Source organism: Tateyamaria rhodophyticola (assembly GCF_047777875.1).
Classification (GTDB): Bacteria; Pseudomonadota; Alphaproteobacteria; order Rhodobacterales; family Rhodobacteraceae; genus Tateyamaria.
Window position 1 is genome coordinate 1,317,514 of record NZ_CP180519.1, and the last position, 19,840, is coordinate 1,337,353.

A 19,840-nucleotide genomic window follows, 5' to 3' on the forward strand; every position below is an offset into this window, starting at 1 on the left:
CATGGAATTCGCACTGATCCTGATCGCAGGCGCGGCCTTTGCCTATGCATTGCTGGGCGAACGGCTGAGCACGGGTGTCATCACGGCACCGATGCTGGCCATCGCGTTGGGCCTCGCGCTGGCCACATTGCTCGAAGGCAGGACAGGCCATCTCGAAGAGACCCTGCACCTGCTCGCGGAAATCACACTGGTCATCGTGCTCTTTTCCGATGCGGCGATGGTCAAGGCACGCGCCCTGCGCGAGGGGGTATGGGTGCCCCTGCGCATGTTGGTGATCGGTCTGCCGCTTGCGATGCTCTTTGGCTATGTCGTCAACATGCTGCTCCTGCCGGGCTGGCCTGTTTGGGAACTGGCGCTGCTGGCGGCCATCCTGGCCCCCACGGACGCCGCATTGGGGCAGGCGGTCGTGACCAACCCGCGCGTGCCCGAACGTCTGCGCAGCGCCTTGACCGTTGAAAGCGGCGTGAATGACGGGCTTGCCCTGCCTGCGGTCCTCTTTTTCGGGTGCCTCGCGGTGGACGGCATCCACGACAATGTCCAGACCAGCTGGACGGTGTTCGCCGCCAAGCAGATCGGCCTGGGCGGCCTCGCCGGTGCCGCCATTGGCGCGGCGGGGGCGTGGCTCATGTCCCGCGCCCTGCTGCGCGGGCTGGCCAATGACCTGTCCGAAGGCATGGGCGTGCTGGCACTGGCGGCGCTCTGCTATCTGGTGTCAGTTGCGATTGGCGGGAACGGGTTTCTGGCCGCCTTTGTCGGTGGGCTGACCTTTGGGCTGATGTTCCGCAGGCAATGCAAGTTCGTGCTGGAGTTTCTGGAGACCGAGGGACAGCTTCTGGTGCTGGGCACCTTTGTCCTGCTGGGGGTGGTCGTGGCCCCCGACCTGATCCGCAGCCTCAGCCCCACATGGATCGCCCTCATCCTGATCAGCCTTTTTGTGACCCGGCCCGTCGCCATCTGGCTGTCCTTGCTGGGCACCCGCACCACACCCTCCGAACGGCTGTTTTTGGGATGGTTCGGGCCGCGCGGTCTGGCCACCGCGCTGTTTGCGCTGCTGGTCCTGCAGGAATTCGACCGCCTGACACACGGGCACGAAATCCTCCTGATCTGCTTCCTGACCGTGGTGATCAGCGCCGTCTTGCACGGCATGACCGCCGCACCTGCTGCAAAGCGGTTTTCAAGCCCGAAAGGGGACGATGCAGACGGCTGACGCCGAACCGCACCAATTCTCCCCGAGATCGCCAAAATCACGCCGCATTGCGCGGTCAGCCTGAGCCGACACACAAAAACGTGATCAGGACAGACCATGACAGACAACAAACCAACCCTCGTATGGAGCCTCTACACCGCGGGCTTCCTCGTGTTCTTCACGCCCTTCGTCGGCGTCATCTTTGCCTACATGTGGAAAGCCAAAGCGGACGCCCACGCCCGCGCGGAGTTCGAAAAGCAGATCAAGGTGTTCTGGCGCTGTGCCACCATCTGGGGCGCGGCCCTGATCCTGATGGTTGGCGCATTTGCAATGGACACGACACCCGTCGGCTCCGGCGTGCCAATGCTCTTTTCCATCGGCGTCCTCGTCGGTCTGATTGGCCAGATGTGGTTCTACGGTCGCTCGGCTTATGGGCTGGCGATGTCCCTGCGGAACGGTCAACCCAAGATGGCAGCCGCCTGAACGCAAAAGGCGGGGCACACCGCCCCGCCTTTTCCATATCATTCGGCCAGTCGAACCTGATGTGGGATCACATCCGGATCAGACGCCCGGGGCGTTGCCCGGATCAGACTTTGCCCTTCCACGGAATCAGCCAGTTTTCCAGCGCACGCATCCCGACTTCGATGGCAAAGCCAATGATGCCGATGATGATGATGCCGACGATGATGATGTCGGTCAGCTGGAACTTCGACGCCGTCACGATCATCTTGCCCAGACCCACATTCGCCGCGACCAGCTCTGCCGCAACAACCGTGCCCCAGCAGACGCCCATCGCGACCCGCGCACCGGTAAAGATGTCCGGCAGCGAGTTCGGCACGATGACCTTGGACAGGATCTGCCATTTCGACGCGCCCAGAGAATAGGCCGCGTGCACCTTGGAAATGGCGACACCGGACACCCCGGAGCGTGCGGCAATGATCATGATCCAGAGCGCCGCCAGGAACAGCAGCACGACCTTGCCCAATTCACCAATCCCGAACCAGATGATGATCAACGGGATCAACGCAAGCGGCGGGATGGGGCGCATGAATTCCACAATCGGATCAAACCACCCGCGCGCCCATCCGGTCAGACCCATCGCATAGCCGATGGGCACACCCACCAGCGCCCCGATGACAAAGCCAAGCACAACACGCTTCAGCGAAAACCACGTGTGTTCGAGCAGCGTGTACCCCTGATAGCCTTCCTGGTTCAGCCAGATGAACCGCTGGAACACCACCTCCGGCGCGGGCAGGTACAGGCGCGCCATGCGCAGCCCCACCGCCGGTTCAAAGGTCGGCGTGCCCTTGTCCGTCAGACCGATCTGGCCCTCGGCCACACTGATCTTCTGACCCGGTTCAATCGGCTGACCGTTGATGGCCACCACGGTCGAGCCGTCCTTTTTCGACACTTCGTCATTGGACCACACGTTGATCACCTTGAACGAATACCGCGCCACGGTGAGGCTGTCATTCTTGGCAAACCCGTCGCCCGGCTCCACCTCCGCGGGCTCCGGCTCACGGCCCGGATTGCCCTCTGCGTCCAACGTCTGCTGAATGTCCTCACGGTAGACGCGCATGGTGACGGTCGCATCATCCGTGGTCCCGTCCTCAAGCTGCGCGGTATAGGTGAACGTCATGTCACCGGAAAACGGCCCCGGAAATTTCGGCAGCGGAATGGCCGAATTCGTGAACGCCACCCACAGCCAGAACACCGTGATCACCGATATGACCGACGCCACGCGGTTCGCCGTGATCGCACTTTCATCCCCAAAGGTGACGGTCTTCAGCCGGTTGAACCCCTTCTTTTCAAACGCGCTCTTGAACAGAATACGCGCCAGAAAGAACGATCCGAAAAACGCGCCGACATACAGCGCAAGAACAAGTATCCCGGTCATGCGTTTTCCTCCGTGCGGCCCATAATCTCTTCTTCCATGTTCCAGATCATCTCGAGGATCTCTTCGCGCGTGGGCGCGTATTTGGGATCCTTCTTGACCTCGCGCAGGTCATTGCCCACACCCATGTCCGCAAACGGCAGCCGGTATTCCTTGTGAACGCGGCCCGGACGCGGCGCCATGACCAACAACCGCTCCCCAAGCAACAGCGCCTCTTCGACCGAGTGCGTGATCAGGATGATCGTCTTGCCGGTGTCCTTCCACAGGTCCAGCACGAGGCTTTGCATCTTTTCTCGGGTCAGCGCGTCCAGCGCACCCAAAGGTTCGTCCATCAGGATCACGTCAGGATCGTTGGCCAGACAGCGGGCCAGGGCCACACGCTGCTGCATCCCGCCCGACAGCTCGTAAACCGCCTTTTCCTTGAAATCCTGCAAGCCCACCACATCCAGCAAGTGCTCGACATTTTCGCGGCTCTCCGCGCGGCTCATCCCCTTCATGTCGGGGCCAAAACTCACGTTGTCCCGCACGCTCATCCATTCGAACAATGCGCCCTGCTGGAACACCATCCCGCGTTCGGGGCCGGGTCCATGGACCACTTCGTCATTCAGCTGAATGGTGCCCTCGGTCGGCGCGAGAAAGCCCGCGACAATGTTCAAAAGCGTTGTCTTGCCACAGCCCGAAGGCCCGAGCACGCTCATCAATTCGCCGGACTTGATGTCGAGCGTTACGTTTTTGAGCGCCTGGACATGGCCGCCATTGGGCAGGTCAAAGCGCATCGAGATATCATTTATGAGAAGTCCGGACACTTCTGTCCCCCTCTTGCCAGGGTGGGCCGCTCTGTCATTCAGAGCGAAAAAAGGGTGGGCACAATAGCTGCGCCCACCCCATCACGAAACGTGATCAGTTGGCAGCGCCCAGAGGCTCTGCGTTCACGTTGTCACTGTAGGACGCTTTGGCCGCGTCGATCGAACCGGAGGCCACGAACACGTCCGCAACACCCTTCATGAAGGTCGCCGCGTTACCGCCGAGCCATGCATCGCTCAACTGCTCGTCGACAGTCGGGAACACGAATGTGGACAGCGTCGATGCCGCGTCCTCTTCGGACATACCCGCATCCTTGGCGATCACGGGCAGCATTTTCGCGTGGTTCGATTCGTCGGCCCACATTGCGTTGGCTTCGGCCGTGACAGCCAGGAATTGCGAGACCAGCTCGGATTCTTCGGCCACGAACGATGTCGGCGCGGTTGTCGCGTCAAACACGAGGATGCCCAGGTCGGTCTTTTCCGCGCCAGTCAGCAGCACGTTGCCGGACCCCAGCATGCGGCGCAGCGCGCCACCCCAGCCACAGGCCATGTCCACAGAACCCTGGCTCAGCGCGGCTTCACCTTCGGCGGGTGCCATGTCGACGATCTCAAGGCTGTCGAGGGAGACGTTGAAGTGCTCCATTTGCTTGAGGAAGCCGTAGTGGGCCGCAGTACCCAACGGCACGGCCACTTTCTTGCCGGACAATTCGCCCGCACTGTCCTTGTCGATCTCCAGATCGGCGCGCACAACGCAGTTGTCGTTGTCAGCATAGGACACGGCCACGTCCAGAACCTGCAGGTCCTGACCGGCGGATGTCGCAACCACGAAGGGCGGGATGCCCTGGCTCACGGACAGCTGAACGTCGCCGGACGCCATGGCCGCGGACATCGCGGTGCCGGTGTCGAAGCTGACCCAGTTGATCTTGGTGCCCATGGCTTCTTCGTACATGCCGGTTTCTTTGGCGAACTGGAACGGCATCGGCCACTCCAGGAAATAGGCAACGGTGATCTCACCGCCGTGGCCCGCGGCCACTGCGCCCTGTGCACCGGCCAGCATCGCTGTCGCTGCAACCGCACCCATCAGTTTGGTTTTAAAAGTCATCTTGTTACTCCCGTGTTAGTGCGCTGGTTGTCCCATGCGCTTCGAGTTCGGCGGGCGGTGTCCCGCCTCTGTCGGGCCGCGTTTTCACGGCGCTGCGCGGATCGGAGCCGATAATCGCGTATGTTTCAACGTTAAAACGCGTGAGGTCGGACATTTTGGCGGACCCAACGGATAAATGAAGAAACGCGAAAACCACGGCATATGCCTGAAAAACAGGACATTTCCCGCGTTTCCCCGCCATGGCCCTGCCCGGCACTGGCCCAACTGGCTTTACTTACGCGCCAAAACTGGCCCTACTTCGATGTGCAGATTCTAGGCGATTGTATGCCGCAGCGCAGATTCCGGCCTCTGAATTCATGGTCCCGCGCATATCTTATGAAAGGTCAGAACAATGATGGACGGCACGTTCAACGAAAACGATATCAGCCGCGTGATCGAAGCGGACCGCGCCAATGTCTGGCATCACCTGATCCAGCATCAGCCCTTCTTTACCGGCGCCGATCCCAAGATCATCGTCGAAGGCAAGGGCCTGCGCGTGTGGGACCAGAAGGGCGTTGAACATATCGACGCCGTGTCTGGCGGCGTCTGGACGGTGAACGTGGGCTATGGCCGCGAAAGCATGGGCGACGCCGTGCGTGACGCCATCGTCAAAATGAACTTCTTCGGCGGCACCGTCGGCTCCATCCCCGGCGCACTCTTTGCCGAAAAGCTGCTGACCAAGATGCCGGGGCTTGACCGCGTCTACTATGCCAACTCGGGGTCCGAGGCGAATGAGAAAGCCTTTAAAATGGTCCGCCAGATCGCGCACAAGCGCTACGGCGGCAAAAAGCACAAGATCCTCTACCGCGACCGCGACTACCACGGCACCACCATCGCGTGCCTGTCTGCGGGCGGCCAGGACGAGCGCAACGCGCAATACGGCCCGTACACCCCCGGTTTCGTGCGCGTCCCCCACTGCCTCGAATACCGCAAGCACGAACAGGACGGCGCACCTGACGCGAACTACGGCGAATGGGCCGCCAACCAGATCGAGGAAATCATCCTGCGCGAAGGCCCCGACACCGTGGGTGCCCTCTGCCTCGAACCCGTCACCGCAGGCGGCGGCGTGATCGTGCCCCCCGAAGGCTACTGGGAACGCGTGCAGGAGATCTGCAAAAAGTACGACATCCTCCTGCACATCGACGAAGTCGTCTGCGGCGTCGGCCGCACCGGCACATGGTTCGGCTACCAGCACTACGGCATCCAGCCGGACATGGTGACAATGGCCAAAGGGGTCGCCTCCGGCTACGCCGCCATCTCGTGCCTCGCGACCACCAACGAAGTCTTCGACATGTTCAAGGACGACACGTCCGACCCCATGAACTACTTCCGCGACATCTCCACCTTCGGCGGCTGCACCGCAGGCCCGGCGGCGGCGCTGGAAAACATGCGCATCATCGAGGACGAGGACCTGCTCGGCAACACGGTCGCCATGGGCGATTACATGCTCGAAAAGCTCGAAGAGCTGAAGGACAAGCACGAAGTGATCGGTGACGTCCGCGGCAAGGGTCTGTTCCTCGGCGCGGAACTCGTCGCCGACCGCGAAACCCGCGATCCCGCGAACGAGGCGATGGTGCAGGCGGTGGTCAAGGACTGCATGGGCCAGGCCGTGGTGATTGGCGCGACGAACCGGTCCTTGCCGGGCAAGAACAACACCCTGTGCTTCTCGCCCGCGCTCATCGCGACCAAGGACGACATCAACCAGATCTGCGATGCCGTAGACGGCGCCCTGACCCGCGTCTTCGGCTAATCGGTTCAAACATCAAGAAAAAGCCGCCACCTCGCTGGCGGCTTTTTCTATGCCACCACGGCGTTATTGCCGCCCAACGCCGATGCGTCACAATTCGCGCTGAAGGGCACCGAGACTGGCGTATCCAGCAATTCTCAACAGTGTCAGAGATGCGCAGGAAGCGGACTTTGCAAAGTTGCAAAGTGCGGGTGGTTTCCCAATCCAGTCCGGCCAAATGCCGCCGATTAACTAAGTCATGGTCTAGTGCGACACAGCATAAGTGAATATTGCTCACAAAGGCGCCATCAAAATAGCTTCAGCTATCATGTACTCTCTTCAGAGAATCTAGCAATCGACTCCCTGCGCCCACTATCTTCGACAAGACCATGATTTGTTCTTTACAGGCGAGGTTGTCTGTGACCGTTGGGTAGTTCATCTGGTGATCGACTTCCCCCCATATTTCCTCAAAAAGTGTTCGAACTTGTATCTCACAGCATTGTGGCGAATCTTCGCGAGGGCGGACCAAATAATGCACACTTGTGTAGGAGGACGGCTTCTCTACTACCTCCAATTCAAAACCCGAAAAGTATTTCGCCGCTTCTGGATCCCATGTATAGGCCTTGGGTTGCTCGTCGAGCACCCAATCTCCATTGGCAATTTGAGTTCGAATTATTGCATCTATCGCCCCAAAATCGTCTTGAAAAAGGTGAAGAATTCTAACCCCAGCTAAGTCAGTCACCTCGCTAAACAAGTTCTCGGCGTTGATCACTCTGCCGTCTGAGGTTTTGCGTCTGACCTTCTCTCGCAAGTGCTCACGGTCTTTCAACCTACTTTTGTATGAATGGACAATCCTGCGGTCGCCATTCGTAAGGTCCGGGTGTTCACCAACAGTTTTAACGACCGCGTCCATAAAGATCTCGATTGTATGCTTTTGCCTGTCAAATACTTCAAGAACATCATCGAACGCGGGTTGGGAATCAATTGTCATAGGTCTCCAACCCTCGCCATAAAATCCGTTGCAAAGTTGTGATAGGCCTTTTGGGTGGCTCTGTACTTCGCTTGGTTACCTGCAATCGTGCTTACGTCACCAGAATCAAGCACACCACAGTCCGGAAGTTGCCACATTGGGCGGTTATACTTTTGAGACATGCTTGGGAATGTGTTGTGAGTATGAATAACAGAGTTATCGCCCATTGAATTTGTTAAATACTGCTCATTGTTAAATGTGATATCACTGTCTATGAAGTCTCTAATGGTTACTGGTATTTGGGTAGCATAGTGATAATGCGCCTTAGCTAGCTGCAAATCATTGAACCCATCGTATTTCTTGGCATTGAAGAGTGTGTACCCCATTAGCTTGACGAACTTGCTTGGAAATGCATCGCGCTTCGTATCTGACAGAAGCTGAAATATCGTATCGAATTGCTTTCTCCAAATGCGGAGCGCATTTCCAATGTTCCTAATTCCATAAATCGAGAATAGATCAGGAGAACATGGAATGATAAATCCGTCGGTTAGAGTAAGAAGGTTTCGGTTCAGCGCGCCCAAGCTCGGCGATGTATCAAGAATTACAATGTTATAACCGTGAAGTGCTGCATACTCATATGCCAGTTGACGCACGCGGGTAGCAGTACGTATTGCGAGTGGGTCACCTTGATATATCCCCCCCCAGCGTTCACCGATTTTGGCTTCGAACAGGTGAAGTGTGAGACGCCCAGGCAAAAGATGCACATTGTCTGTCAGCTCTACGGGCGGAGGTAGTTCATCGAGATCGGCAGTACCGTCCTCAGTTGGCTTTAGGGTGAAATGGACAGAACGTGATGAACCTGTCATTGTCGCAAGCGCAGCTTCTCCCCCAGACTTTCTTTGCGCATCAAAGTCGTCCACATACGGGTCTTCAGGTTGCCAAATTTCGTGAATTTGCTCCATTTCCAAAGAAAAAATGGTCAAGTTACATTGAGGATCAAGATCCATCAAAAGGATTTTGTTTCCTAATTCGCCAAGAGCGTGTGCTAGATGGTAAGTCAATGTGGTCTTACCAACGCCACCCTTGTTATTGAATATCGTTACGATCTTTGGCTGCAATTGAGTACCCCCCTATGGACGAACAACTGTATGATATGAACTTCTAGTTGCAAGTCTTGAAAGATTCACCCTGCACAAGGCAAGGATCAGCCCAAAAAACAACAGCGCATGAAGCTCAACCCCAGCCCAGTTCGTGAGGCCATGTGAAAGTAAGCTGCATTGCAGCAAAAGTCCGCTCTTCCGCCTGGGTATCGGTTATGGCCGACTGCGCCCAGTCAAGTCCAATGTCTCCCTTGGGCTGGCACCGGACGCTACAAACAACACCGCGCAGTCACGCCACAAACCCAACCTCACCCCTCAAGCCCCATTGCACGACTGCGCTCGCGCATTTCTTCCTGCAACATCCGGGCCTCGTGTTCCAGTCGGGGCAGCACTTTGTCGGACGGGTATCCCTTGATGTGGCCGCTCAGCAGGGACAGCCAGTAGACCCGCAGCACGCGGTTCAGGCGTTTCTGATATCCGGGGCCCAGCTTGCGGAACCACGCCAGCATGTCGCTGTCGATGCGCAGGGTCACGCGCGTCTTGTGCGGCTCCACCGGGTCATCGAGATCCATGCCCCGCCACCCGTCCGGCAGGCTCTGGTCGCGCCAACGGATGAACAGGTCCGTCTGCAGGGCCTCGAGTTCGTACATCATCTGGGTGTGCGCTTGCACTTTGCTTGGGGTCGGCATCGGGCTGTCCTTTCGTCCGCGTCCCCCCCCACCTTCGTCTGAACCGGTAAAGGGCCTATGATGTGACCGCGCGGTGTACGAACTGTGCACAGTCTGTGCACAGCTTGTGCTTGCCTTTCCTTGCAAAAATTGATACGTATCGTCTCAATAATTGTTGCATGTGGCCAAACAGGCAACTGAGTTTCAGCTGCGCTTAATGCCAGTTTGCACCTTACTTATGTCCAGTATACAGTTGCGGCATGGCACTCCCAGTCGAGACATTCTTTCTTCAGCCGCACCATCAGGGCACCTTGCAGAACCAGGTGCAGCAGATGGTGGCGCACGGCATTCTGTCGGGTCGGTTCGGGGCCGGGGAAAAGCTGCCGTCGACGCGCAAGCTGGCCGCGCATCTCGGCATCAGCCGCATCACCGTCACGCTCGCCTACACGGAACTGGTCGCCTCGGATTACCTCGTGTCGCGGGGGCGGTCGGGGTATTTCGTGTCCGGCAATGCGCCCGTTCCGCCGGTGTTTCGGCCGCAGGCGACGACAGAGGACGCCGTGGACTGGACCCGCGCCATCGGACAGCGGTTTGCAGGCGGTGTGACCCTGTCAAAACCGCAGGATTGGGCGCGCTACAAATACCCGTTCATCTATGGTCAGACGGACCCGCAGCTTTTTGATCATGCCAACTGGCGGCAATGCGCGCTGCAGGCTTTGGGACAGCGGGATTTTGCGTCGCTGACCTCCGACTACTTTGATCAGGATGATCCGCAGCTGATCGAGTTCATCCAGCGCAACACCCTGCCCCGTCGCGGGATTGCGGCCACGTCCGACCAAATCCTGATCACCTTGGGCGCTCAGAATGCGCTGTGGCTGGCGGCGCAGGTGCTGCTGACACAGCGCAGGACGGCTGCGTTCGAAGATCCGTGTTATCCCGCGCTGCGCGATATTCTGACCCAATCGCGCTGCCATCTTGTGCCTGTGCGCGTAGACGCAGACGGGCTCCCGCCCGATGGGTTGCCGCCGGAAACGGATGTGATTTTCTGCACACCCAGCCATCAATGTCCGACCACGGCGACAATGCCGATGAGCCGGCGGCAGGCCCTGCTGGACCGCGCGCAGGACCTCGATGCGCTGATTGTCGAGGACGATTACGAGTTCGAGATGTCCTTTCTCGAGCCACCGTCACCGGCGCTGAAATCCATGGACCGTGACGGGCGCGTGATCTATGTCGGCAGCTTTTCCAAGTCGCTCTTTCCGGGGATGCGACTGGGCTATCTGGTCGGCTCGGAACCGTTTGTCCGCGAGGCGCGCGCGCTGCGCACGTCCGTGTTGCGCCACCCGCCCGGCCATATCCAGCGGACGGCGGCCTATTTCCTGTCGATGGGTCACTATGATGCACAGATCCGCAAGATGAGTGCCGCCCTTCAGGCCCGGCGCGAAGCGATGCAGGATGCGATTGATGCATGTGGTTTGCAGGTCGCGGGGATGGGGGCATTCGGTGGCTCGTCGTTCTGGATGAAGGCCGACAACAGCATCGATATGGCCGAGCGCGCCAAGGCTCTGGAGGCACAGAGTGTCCTGATCGAACCCGGCCATGCATTCTTTGCCGGCGACGCCCCGCCGCGCAGCTACTACCGTCTTGGATACTCTTCCATTCCGCACACGCGCATCCGCGAAGGACTGGACATAGTGAGCACGGCCCTGCGGCACTAAGCTGGACTTAAATGGACATGATAACTGGCCCTAACGTCCGGACGCCCCAAAAGGTAGCGTAGCGCTAATCCTGTCCCTGGGCGATTCGACGCCCCCTTTTGGAGTGCCTCGCATGAAAATGACGACCGAAGAAGCCTTTGTGAAATGTCTGCAACGCCATGGTATCGAACATGCGTTCGGTATCATCGGGTCGGCGATGATGCCGATCTCTGACCTGTTCCCCGCCGCCGGGATCAAGTTCTGGGACTGCGCCCACGAAGGCTCCGCCGGCTTCATGTCCGATGGCTTTACCCGCGCGACCGGCAAAGTTTCGATGATGATCGCGCAGAACGGCCCCGGCATCACCAACTTTGTCACAGCGGTGAAGACGGCATACTGGAACCACACGCCTTTGCTTTTGGTTACGCCACAGGCCGCCAACAAGACGATTGGTCAAGGTGGCTTCCAGGAAGTCGAGCAAATGAAGCTGTTCGAAGATATGGTCGCCTACCAGGAAGAGGTGCGTGACCCCTCTCGTGTGGTCGAAGTCCTCACCCGCGTCATCAGCCAGGCCAAGCGCCTGTCCGGCCCGGCCCAGCTGAACATTCCGCGCGACTTCTGGACCCAAGTGATCGACACCGAGATCGTCGATCCCATCGAATTCGAAGTCTCCCCCGGCGGCCAGAACTCCATCGCGGACGCGGCCAAGATGCTGTCCGAAGCCAAGAACCCTGTGATCCTGAACGGCGCAGGTGTCGTCCTGTCCCACGGCGGCATCCAGGCATCCATGGATCTGGCCGAGCGTCTGACCGCCCCGGTCTGTGTGGGTTACCAGCACAATGACGCCTTCCCCGGTTCGCACCCGCTGTTTGCTGGCCCGCTGGGCTACAACGGTTCCAAGGCGGGCATGGAGCTGATCAACGGCGCGGACGTGGTTCTGTGCCTTGGCACCCGCCTCAACCCGTTCTCGACGCTGCCCGGCTACGGCATCGACTACTGGCCCACGGACGCCAAGATCATTCAGGTCGACATCAACCCCAACCGCATCGGCCTGACCAAGAAGGTCAGCGTGGGCATCGTCGGTGACGCGGCCAAAGTGGCCCAAGGCATTCTGGAACAACTGGCCGACAATGCCGGTGACGCAGGGCGCGACGAGCGCAAGAACAAGATCGCACAAACCAAATCGGCATGGGCCCAGCAACTGGCGTCCATGGACCACGAGGACGACGATCCCGGCACCACATGGAACCAACGTGCCCGCGACGCCAAACCTGACTGGATGTCCCCCCGCATGGCGTGGCGCGCAATTCAGGCGGCTCTGCCGCGCGAGGCGATCATCTCGTCCGACATCGGTAACAACTGCGCCATCGGCAACGCGTATCCCGACTTTGACGAGGGTCGCAAGTACCTCGCGCCGGGCCTGTTCGGTCCCTGCGGCTATGGCCTGCCCGCCATCGTTGGCGCCAAGATTGGCCAACCTGATGTTCCGGTTGTCGGTTTTGCAGGTGACGGCGCGTTCGGCATCGCGGTCAACGAACTGACGGCCATTGGTCGCGGCGACTGGCCCCCGGTCACGCAGATCGTCTTCCGCAACTACCAGTGGGGCGCGGAAAAGCGGAACTCGACGCTCTGGTTCGATGACAACTTTGTCGGCACCGAGCTGGATGAAGAGGTGTCCTATGCCGGTATCGCCAAGGCTTGCGGTCTCGAAGGTATTGCCGTCTACAACATGGACGACCTGACCGCCGCGCTGAACAAGGCGATCGAGGATCAGATGAAGAATGGCAAGACCACGCTGATCGAAGTCTGCCTGAACCAGGAACTGGGTGAGCCCTTCCGCCGCGACGCCATGAAGAAACCGGTATCCGTTGCCGGTATCTCCAAAGACGACATGGTCCCGCAAACCGCTGCGTGATCTGCTAAGCAATGAGGGGATGGGCACGCGCCCGTCCCCTCTTTTTCGTTTCTGAAAGGTTTTTCGTGTCCCAATCCTTCCTGTCTGACGCCACCGCCGTTCCGCCCGCGCACATCATCGAAATGGCGCAAAAGGCGGCCAGCCCCCGCGTGGCCATCGCCCGAGCCGGTGCGCCGCTGCCGATGCTTGCGGCGAAGGAAGCGACAGAGGCCAACATGATGATCCCGGTTTTCACTGGCGAGCGTCATATGATCGAGGCCGAGGCCGACAAACTGGAATGGGACATCTCAGGCTTCGAACTGATCGAGGCCGAAGGTGAGGTGGCCTCCGGCATGGCGGCGGCTGTGGCCTGTGGTGAGGGCCGCGCCGATGTGCTGATGAAAGGTCAGCTCCATACGGATGCGTTCATGCGCGCCGCCGTGTCGCGCGATGCGGGCCTGCGGACGGGCAAACGCTTTGTCCATATCTTCCACATCACCACGCCCGACGGCACAGGATCCATCACGATCTCTGATGCGGCGGTGAACGTGACCCCGAACCTCGACACCCGAAAGGATGCGACGGCCGAAGTGGTCAAATTGCTCCACAAACTCGGCAATGCCCGTCCCAAGGTGGCGTTTCTGTCGGCCACGGAATCGCCCATCGAAAGCGTGCCATCATCCATGGAAGGCCGCGCGCTGCGCGATTGGGCCATCGAAAACATAGCTGACGCTGAATTCTCGGGCCCGCTGGCCTTTGACCTGATCATGTCGCCCAAATCCGTCGCGACCAAGAAAATGACCGATGACCCGGTCGCAGGCAAAGCGGACGCAATCATCGTGCCGGATATCGTGTCCGGCAACGGCCTGTTCAAATCCTTCGTATACCTCGCGGGCGGCTGCGCGGGCGGCATTGTCATGGGAGCCAAGGTCCCAATCCTTTTGACCAGCCGCGCCGATCCCCCGGCGGCGCGCCTGTCCTCCGTGGCCCTCGGCGCCATCATGGCCTCGCGATGATCCTTGTCGTTAACGCAGGCTCGTCCTCCATCAAGGTGGCGCTGTTTCAGCCCGACCTGACAGACGTGATGGCAGGACAAGTCAGCGGCATCGGCGGCGCATTGGCCCATCTCAAACTGGGCGTCGAAGATCAAAACGTCACAGCCCCTGACCATGATGCAGCGCTCACCACCATCCTCGACAGCCTCACCCGTCAAGGGATCACGCCCGACACGCTGACCGCCGCCGCCCATCGCGTCGTGCATGGCGGTACGTCTTTGGTGGACCCCGTCGCCGTGGACGACGCGGTCATTGCGGGCATCGAAGCGGCCACGCCGCTCGCACCACTGCACAACCCCAACAACCTCGCAGGGATCCGCGCCCTGCAAACGCTCGCGCCGGGTTTGCCGCAATACGCGAGCTTCGGCACGGCCTTCCACGCGAACCAGCCCGAGGTCGCCACCACCTATGCCCTGCCCCGCGAACCGCGCAGCATGGGCATTCGGCGCTATGGCTTCCACGGCCTCAGCTATGCCTGGATCGTCACGCAATTTGGCGCAGACCTGCCCAAGCGCCTGCTGGCCTTCCACCTCGGTTCGGGCGCATCCCTCTGCGCCATTCACAACGGCACGTCCGTCGCCACTTCCATGGGCTACTCACCGCTCGACGGCCTGACCATGGGCACCCGCTCCGGCGCGATCGACGGCATGGCTGTCCTCCGCTTGGCCGAAATCTATGGCGCAGACGAAGCCGCCCGCCTGCTCAACCACGAAAGCGGCCTCAAGGGACTTGGCGGCAGCAATGACATGCGCCTCCTGCTCGCCGCCGACACCGATGCCGCGAACCTTGCCGTCGACCATTTCTGCTATTGGGCCGCGCGCCATGCGGGCTCTGCCATCGTCGCAATGGGCGGTCTTGACGCAGTCGCTTTCACCGGCGGCATCGGCGAGAATGCAGAACCCATTCGCACCCGTATCATGGACCACTTGAAACTCTTCGGGGACGTTCCCGTGCACGTGGTCAAAGCCGACGAAGAACGCCAGATCGCCACCGACGCGCTCAAGCTGATCAAAGGAGACACCTGATGCCCAAGGACCAACCGGATATCAATCTGTCCCCCAAAGTGTCGGACGAGATCCGCAAGACGACCTGTTACATGTGCGCCTGCCGCTGCGGCATCAATGTGCATATGAAGGACGGCGAAGTCGCCTATATCGAAGGTAACCGCGACCACCCCGTGAACCAGGGCGTGCTCTGCGCCAAGGGGTCGGCAGGCATCATGCAGGTCAACGCGCCTTCGCGCCTGCGCAAGCCGTTGAAACGTGTCGGCGAACGCGGCTCGGGCGAGTTCGAGGAAATCGAGTGGGACGAGGCGCTGCAAATCGCGACCGATTGGCTTGCCCCCATCCGCAAGGACGACCCCAGCAAGCTTGCCTTCTTCACGGGCCGCGACCAGTCGCAGAGTTTCACCAGCTTCTTCGCCCAGAACTTCGGCACACCGAATTACGCGGCTCATGGCGGCTTTTGTTCCGTCAACATGGCCGCCGCCGGCATCTACACGATGGGTGGGGCGTTCTGGGAATTCGGCCAGCCCGATTGGGACCATACCAAGCTGTTCATTCTGTTCGGTGTCGCCGAAGACCACGACAGCAACCCGATCAAGATGGGCATCGGCAAGATCAAGGCCCGCGGCGCGCGCGTCGTTGGGGTGAACCCGATCCGCACCGGTTACAACGCCGTGGCGGATGACTGGTTCGGCATCACACCGGGCACCGATGGCCTTCTCATCCTCAGCATCGTGCACTGCCTGATGAAAGCGGGGCGCATCGACCTCGACTATCTCGCGCGGTTTACGAATGCGCCGTGCCTCGTGAACGGGGACGAGAAATCCCCGGAATTCGGCCTGCTCCTGCGCGATGACAACGGCAAAGAGCTTGTCATGGATCGTGCGACCGGCAAGCTGACCCCGTTTGATCAGAAAGGCGTGCAACCCGATCTGGCCGCGACGCACCGCCATGCCGGGATCACGCACCGCACCGTCATGCACCACATGGCGGAACGTTACCTGCAGGACGAATACACGCCCGAAGCCGTGGCCGACCGTGTCGGCATCGCGGCCCCGCGCATCCGCGCACTGGCTGCGGAAATTGCACGCGTCGCCTTTGACGAGGCGTTCGAACTAGACCAGGAATGGACGGATTTCCGCGGCGAAACGCACAAGACGATGAAGGGGCGCCCCGTGTCCTTCCACTCCATGCGCGGGATTTCTGCGCACGCCAACGGGTTCCAGACCTGCCGCGCCCTGCACGTGCTCCAGATCATCCTCGGCACCGTCGAGGTTCCCGGCGGCTTCCGCTTCAAGCCCCCCTACCCCAAACCTGCCACGGCGCACCCCAAACCGCATTGCGGCGTGCAGCCGGACTGCCCGCTCGACGGCCCGCATCTCGGCTTCGTGCACGGCCCCGACGATCTGGCCCTAAAAGAGGACGGCACCCCCGCCCGCATCGACAAGGCGTTCACATGGGAAAACCCGATGTCGGCTCACGGGCTGATGCATATGGTGATATCGAACGCCTATGCGGGCGATCCCTACAAGATCGACACGCTGTTCATGTACATGGCGAACATGTCGTGGAACTCGTCCATGAACACGCGCGGCGTGATCGACATGCTGACGGACAAGAATGAGGACGGCGATTATGTCATCCCGCGCATCATCTATTCGGATGCGTATAGTTCGGAAATGGTCGCCTATGCCGACCTGATCCTGCCCGACACCACGTATCTGGAACGGCATGATTGCATTTCACTGCTCGACCGCCCGATCTGCGAGGCCGACGCCGCCGCCGATGCGATCCGCTGGCCCGTCATTGAACCCGACCGCGACGTGCGCGGCTTCCAATCCGTGCTCTGCGAACTGGGCGGAAAACTCGGTCTGCCCGGTTTCACCAACGAAGACGGCAGCCAGAAATATGCCGACTACGCCGACTACATTGTGAACCACCAGCGCAAGCCGGGCATCGGCCCGCTTGCCGGTTGGCGCATGGGTGAAAACGGCCTGACCGAAGGGCGCGGCGACGTCAACGAAAGCCAGCTCGACAACTATATCGACAATGGTGGCTTCTGGGTTGGGCACATTCCGGACGAAGCACTCTATTACAAACCATGGAACAGCGCCTATCAGGACTGGGCCGTGGACCTTGGCCTTTTCGACAGCCCGCAACCCTACCTCTTCTCGCTCTATGTCGAGCCGATGCGCCGGTTCCAGCTGGCCGCCGAAGGGCATGGCGACCGCCAGCCCCCGGAACACCTGCGTGCCCGTATCCTCGAAACCATGGACCCGCTGCCGATTTGGTACGACCCCGCGCCCGACAATCGCGGCGACGCCTACCCGATCACGGCGCTGACCCAACGGCCGATGGCCATGTACCACTCGTGGGGGTCGCAAAATGCGTGGCTGCGGCAGTTGCACGGGCACAATCCGCTGTACCTGCCGACAAACCTGATGCGGATCAATGACTTGCAAGATGGTGACTGGGCCAAGGTCACGTCACCGCATGGTGAAATCACCGTGCCCGTCCTGGAAATGGCAGCGCTCAACCCGAACACAGTCTGGACCTGGAACGCAATCGGCAAGCGAAAAGGCGCTTGGGCTCTCGACGAAAACGCCCCCGAAGCGACCAAAGGCTTCCTGCTGAACCACCTGATCCACGAACTCCTACCGCCCAAGGGCGACGGGCTGCGCTGGTCCAACTCCGACCCGATCACCGGACAGGCCGCCTGGTTTGACCTCAAGGTGCGTATCGAAAAGGCCGACCCGCCCGCAGAAAGCCAACCCAGCATGGAACCAATCAAATCCCCTGTTGCCAAAGGACCGTCAAAACTGTCCTGGAAGGTGGGCAAATGACCGGCATTCAGAAAACACTGCTCGCCATCGCCGCCTTCGTGGCACTTGGCGTCGGCACCTTTGTCTACTTCATCACCAACTGGGACGCGTCGAAGGCCGAACCCATAGGAGCCTTGCGCCCGGATCACCAAAGCGCATCCTCCTTCATCTCGCCAGATAAACTCCGGGGTCTGGGGCAGCGCCCCAGTCCTGCCCTCTCAAAGAGGACAACCGCATGACAACGCTCCCCACCCAGACCGACCGCAAGCTCGGTCTTGTGATTGACCTTGATACCTGCGTCGGCTGCCATGCCTGCGTAATCTCGTGCAAGGGCTGGAACACCGAGAACTACGGCGCACCCCTGTCCGACACGGATGCGTATGGCAGCGATCCCTCCGGCACGTTCCTCAACCGCGTACACAGTTACGAGGTGCAGCCGGAGGCAGGACAGGCACAACTGGTGCACTTTCCCAAATCCTGCCTTCATTGTGAGGACGCGCCTTGCGTCACCGTCTGCCCCACGGGGGCCAGCTACAAGCGGGTCGAGGATGGCATTGTGCTGGTCAACGAAAGCGATTGCATCGGTTGCGGCCTGTGTGCCTGGGCCTGCCCCTATGGCGCGCGCGAAATGGATGCTGTCGAGAAGGTGATGAAAAAATGCACCCTCTGCGTTGACCGCATCTACAACGAAAACCTGCCCGAAGAAGACCGCGAACCGGCTTGCGTGCGCACCTGCCCTGCCGGTGCACGCCATTTCGGTGACTTCGCCGATCCCGAAAGCAACGTATCCAAACTGACGGCAGAGCGTGGCGGAATGGAGCTGATGCCGGAACAGGGCACGAAACCCGTCAACCGTTACCTGCCTCCCCGCCCCAAAGACGCCTTGGATGTCGAGGAATTTGACATCCTCGCGCCCTATCTCGCGCCCGTCGCCGAAGAGGCGACCGGGTTCCTGGGCTGGCTCGACAAGACACTGGAGAAACTCTGATGCATCCAGCACCTTCCGTCATCTTCTTCACCGTCTTTTCCGGTATCGGATTCGGCCTGCTGATTTTTCTCGGGCTTGGCATTCTGGATGTCACCGGCTGGGTCGCCTTTGTCTTCTTTGCCATCGCGTATCTTTGCGCCGTTGGCGGTCTGATCTCGTCGACCTTCCACCTCGGCCACCCGGAACGCGCGATCAAGGCGTTCACGCAATGGCGCTCGTCCTGGCTCAGCCGCGAGGGCTGGTGCGCTGTGATCGCGCTGATCCTCATGGCGATCTACGGCGCGGGGCTTGTGTTTCTTGGCACCCGTTGGGGCGTCATAGGTGTGCTTGGCGCGGTGTTCTCTGCACTGACCGTGTTCACCACCTCGATGATCTACACCCAACTCAAAACGATCCCGCGCTGGAATTCCTACCTGACGCCCGTGATGTTCATGAGCTTCTCGCTCGCCGGGGGTGCCCTGCTGGCCGGTCAACTGACCCCGGCACTGGTGTTGATCATCATCGCCGCGGTGGTCCAAGTCATCCTGTGGCTGCAAGGGGACGGTGCGCTGGCCGCATCCGGCACCAATCTGGCCACGGCCACAGGTCTGGGCACGGGTGGCAGCGTCCGCGCGTTTGAGCCGCCGCATACCGGCACGAACTACCTGCTCAAGGAATTCGCCTACACCGTGGGACGCAAGCACAGTCAAAAGCTGCGCATCATCTCGATGTTGCTCTTTGCCGTGGTGCCGGTCGTTCTGCTGATGCTGCCGTTTTCACATATTCTGGCGCTGCTCGCCGTGGTGAGTCATGTGGCAGGCGCTTTGGCCGCCCGCTGGCTCTTTTTCGCAGAGGCCGAACACGTGGTCGGCCTCTACTACGGCAAACGCTAAAACAACCGGTGGGCGGAAAC

The 19,840-nt window shown here is 60.1% G+C and carries 17 protein-coding genes; 11 read left to right on the forward strand and 6 right to left on the reverse strand.

All coding sequences use genetic code 11. The features are described 5' to 3' along the window. Position 1 precedes the first annotated feature (1 nt). Together ACERHN_RS08095 and ACERHN_RS08100 are read left to right on the forward strand one after the other, a co-directional pair. Positions 2-1,207, forward strand: a complete 1,206-nt coding sequence (locus ACERHN_RS08095) for a cation:proton antiporter (protein WP_415922127.1) — start codon at positions 2-4, stop codon at positions 1,205-1,207. A 96-nt stretch (positions 1,208-1,303) separates the two neighbouring features. Then, entirely contained in the window at positions 1,304-1,669 is a 366-nt protein-coding gene (locus tag ACERHN_RS08100) for a hypothetical protein (RefSeq protein WP_415922128.1), read from the forward strand. Positions 1,670-1,772: 103 nt separating this feature from the next. Here the strand turns inward: ACERHN_RS08100 and ACERHN_RS08105 are convergent, their stop codons facing one another. The 3 genes from ACERHN_RS08105 to ACERHN_RS08115 all read right to left on the reverse strand — a co-directional run bounded on the left by ACERHN_RS08105 (position 1,773) and on the right by ACERHN_RS08115 (position 4,985). Further along, on the reverse strand, positions 1,773-3,074 hold the full coding sequence (locus ACERHN_RS08105) for an ABC transporter permease (protein WP_415922706.1): 1,302 nt from the start codon (positions 3,072-3,074) through the stop codon (positions 1,773-1,775). Positions 3,075-3,079: 5 nt separating this feature from the next. Continuing rightward, positions 3,080-3,886, reverse strand: a complete 807-nt coding sequence (locus tag ACERHN_RS08110) for a taurine ABC transporter ATP-binding protein (RefSeq protein ID WP_415922129.1) — start codon at positions 3,884-3,886, stop codon at positions 3,080-3,082. Between the two features lie 94 nt (positions 3,887-3,980). Beyond that, positions 3,981-4,985 carry an ABC transporter substrate-binding protein gene (locus ACERHN_RS08115; RefSeq protein WP_415922130.1) on the reverse strand — a complete coding sequence of 335 codons (1,005 nt, stop codon included), beginning with the start codon at positions 4,983-4,985 and terminating at the stop codon, positions 3,981-3,983. A 394-nt stretch (positions 4,986-5,379) separates the two neighbouring features. On the opposite strand from ACERHN_RS08115, the gene ACERHN_RS08120 reads away from it, so the two are divergent. After that, positions 5,380-6,774 (forward strand): aspartate aminotransferase family protein, encoded by a 1,395-nt coding sequence (locus ACERHN_RS08120; protein ID WP_415922707.1) that lies wholly within the window; start codon positions 5,380-5,382, stop codon positions 6,772-6,774. A gap of 295 nt (positions 6,775-7,069) precedes the next feature. On the opposite strand, the gene ACERHN_RS08125 is transcribed toward ACERHN_RS08120, so the two are convergent. From ACERHN_RS08125 to ACERHN_RS08135, 3 genes are all read right to left on the reverse strand, one after another. Further along, entirely contained in the window at positions 7,070-7,741 is a 672-nt protein-coding gene (locus tag ACERHN_RS08125; protein WP_415922131.1) for a hypothetical protein, read from the reverse strand. Continuing rightward, positions 7,738-8,838, reverse strand: a complete 1,101-nt coding sequence (locus ACERHN_RS08130; protein WP_415922132.1) for a ParA family protein — start codon at positions 8,836-8,838, stop codon at positions 7,738-7,740. Before ACERHN_RS08130 ends, ACERHN_RS08125 begins: the two co-directional genes overlap by 4 nt. A gap of 290 nt (positions 8,839-9,128) precedes the next feature. Next, positions 9,129-9,473, reverse strand: coding sequence for a BrnA antitoxin family protein (locus tag ACERHN_RS08135; protein ID WP_415922133.1), 345 nt, complete (start codon positions 9,471-9,473; stop codon positions 9,129-9,131). A 275-nt stretch (positions 9,474-9,748) separates the two neighbouring features. Here ACERHN_RS08135 and ACERHN_RS08140 point away from each other — a divergent pair, with 275 nt between their 5' ends. The 8 genes from ACERHN_RS08140 (at position 9,749) to ACERHN_RS08175 (ending at position 19,820) form a co-directional block, all read left to right on the forward strand. Continuing rightward, on the forward strand, positions 9,749-11,206 hold the full coding sequence (locus tag ACERHN_RS08140) for a PLP-dependent aminotransferase family protein (protein ID WP_415922134.1): 1,458 nt from the start codon (positions 9,749-9,751) through the stop codon (positions 11,204-11,206). A 112-nt stretch (positions 11,207-11,318) separates the two neighbouring features. Then, positions 11,319-13,100, forward strand: coding sequence for a sulfoacetaldehyde acetyltransferase (gene xsc, locus ACERHN_RS08145; RefSeq protein WP_415922135.1), 1,782 nt, complete (start codon positions 11,319-11,321; stop codon positions 13,098-13,100). Between the two features lie 65 nt (positions 13,101-13,165). Continuing rightward, a complete protein-coding gene (locus ACERHN_RS08150) occupies positions 13,166-14,095 on the forward strand; it encodes a phosphate acyltransferase (RefSeq protein ID WP_415922136.1) in 930 nt (309 codons plus the stop codon). Beyond that, a complete protein-coding gene (locus ACERHN_RS08155) occupies positions 14,092-15,159 on the forward strand; it encodes an acetate/propionate family kinase (protein ID WP_415922137.1) in 1,068 nt (355 codons plus the stop codon). The genes ACERHN_RS08150 and ACERHN_RS08155 overlap by 4 nt, the downstream gene beginning before the upstream one ends. After that, positions 15,159-17,981 carry a molybdopterin oxidoreductase family protein gene (locus tag ACERHN_RS08160; RefSeq protein WP_415922138.1) on the forward strand — a complete coding sequence of 941 codons (2,823 nt, stop codon included), beginning with the start codon at positions 15,159-15,161 and terminating at the stop codon, positions 17,979-17,981. Before ACERHN_RS08155 ends, ACERHN_RS08160 begins: the two co-directional genes overlap by 1 nt. After that, entirely contained in the window at positions 17,978-18,199 is a 222-nt protein-coding gene (locus ACERHN_RS08165) for a hypothetical protein (protein ID WP_415922139.1), read from the forward strand. The genes ACERHN_RS08160 and ACERHN_RS08165 overlap by 4 nt, the downstream gene beginning before the upstream one ends. Next, the gene (locus ACERHN_RS08170; protein WP_415922140.1) at positions 18,196-18,948 is read left to right on the forward strand and encodes a 4Fe-4S dicluster domain-containing protein; all 753 of its coding nucleotides are present in this window, start codon (positions 18,196-18,198) and stop codon (positions 18,946-18,948) included. The genes ACERHN_RS08165 and ACERHN_RS08170 overlap by 4 nt, the downstream gene beginning before the upstream one ends. After that, positions 18,948-19,820, forward strand: coding sequence for a dimethyl sulfoxide reductase anchor subunit family protein (locus tag ACERHN_RS08175; RefSeq protein WP_415922141.1), 873 nt, complete (start codon positions 18,948-18,950; stop codon positions 19,818-19,820). Before ACERHN_RS08170 ends, ACERHN_RS08175 begins: the two co-directional genes overlap by 1 nt. The last annotated feature ends 20 nt before the right edge of the window (positions 19,821-19,840 follow it).

Bases quoted from the DNA above. Each gene is read 5' to 3' on its own strand.
- xsc (WP_415922135.1), top strand. From the start codon at position 11,319: ATGAAAATGACGACCGAAGAAGCCTTTGTGAAATGTCTGCAACGCCAT.
- ACERHN_RS08140 (WP_415922134.1), top strand. From the start codon at position 9,749: ATGGCACTCCCAGTCGAGACATTCTTTCTTCAGCCGCACCATCAGGGC.
- ACERHN_RS08095 (WP_415922127.1), top strand. From the start codon at position 2: ATGGAATTCGCACTGATCCTGATCGCAGGCGCGGCCTTTGCCTATGCA.
- ACERHN_RS08100 (WP_415922128.1), top strand. From the start codon at position 1,304: ATGACAGACAACAAACCAACCCTCGTATGGAGCCTCTACACCGCGGGC.
- ACERHN_RS08115 (WP_415922130.1), bottom strand. From the start codon at position 4,985: ATGACTTTTAAAACCAAACTGATGGGTGCGGTTGCAGCGACAGCGATG.
- ACERHN_RS08175 (WP_415922141.1), top strand. From the start codon at position 18,948: ATGCATCCAGCACCTTCCGTCATCTTCTTCACCGTCTTTTCCGGTATC.
- ACERHN_RS08135 (WP_415922133.1), bottom strand. From the start codon at position 9,473: ATGATGTACGAACTCGAGGCCCTGCAGACGGACCTGTTCATCCGTTGG.
- ACERHN_RS08170 (WP_415922140.1), top strand. From the start codon at position 18,196: ATGACAACGCTCCCCACCCAGACCGACCGCAAGCTCGGTCTTGTGATT.
- ACERHN_RS08155 (WP_415922137.1), top strand. From the start codon at position 14,092: ATGATCCTTGTCGTTAACGCAGGCTCGTCCTCCATCAAGGTGGCGCTG.
- ACERHN_RS08125 (WP_415922131.1), bottom strand. From the start codon at position 7,741: ATGACAATTGATTCCCAACCCGCGTTCGATGATGTTCTTGAAGTATTT.
- ACERHN_RS08160 (WP_415922138.1), top strand. From the start codon at position 15,159: ATGCCCAAGGACCAACCGGATATCAATCTGTCCCCCAAAGTGTCGGAC.
- ACERHN_RS08165 (WP_415922139.1), top strand. From the start codon at position 17,978: ATGACCGGCATTCAGAAAACACTGCTCGCCATCGCCGCCTTCGTGGCA.
- ACERHN_RS08120 (WP_415922707.1), top strand. From the start codon at position 5,380: ATGGACGGCACGTTCAACGAAAACGATATCAGCCGCGTGATCGAAGCG.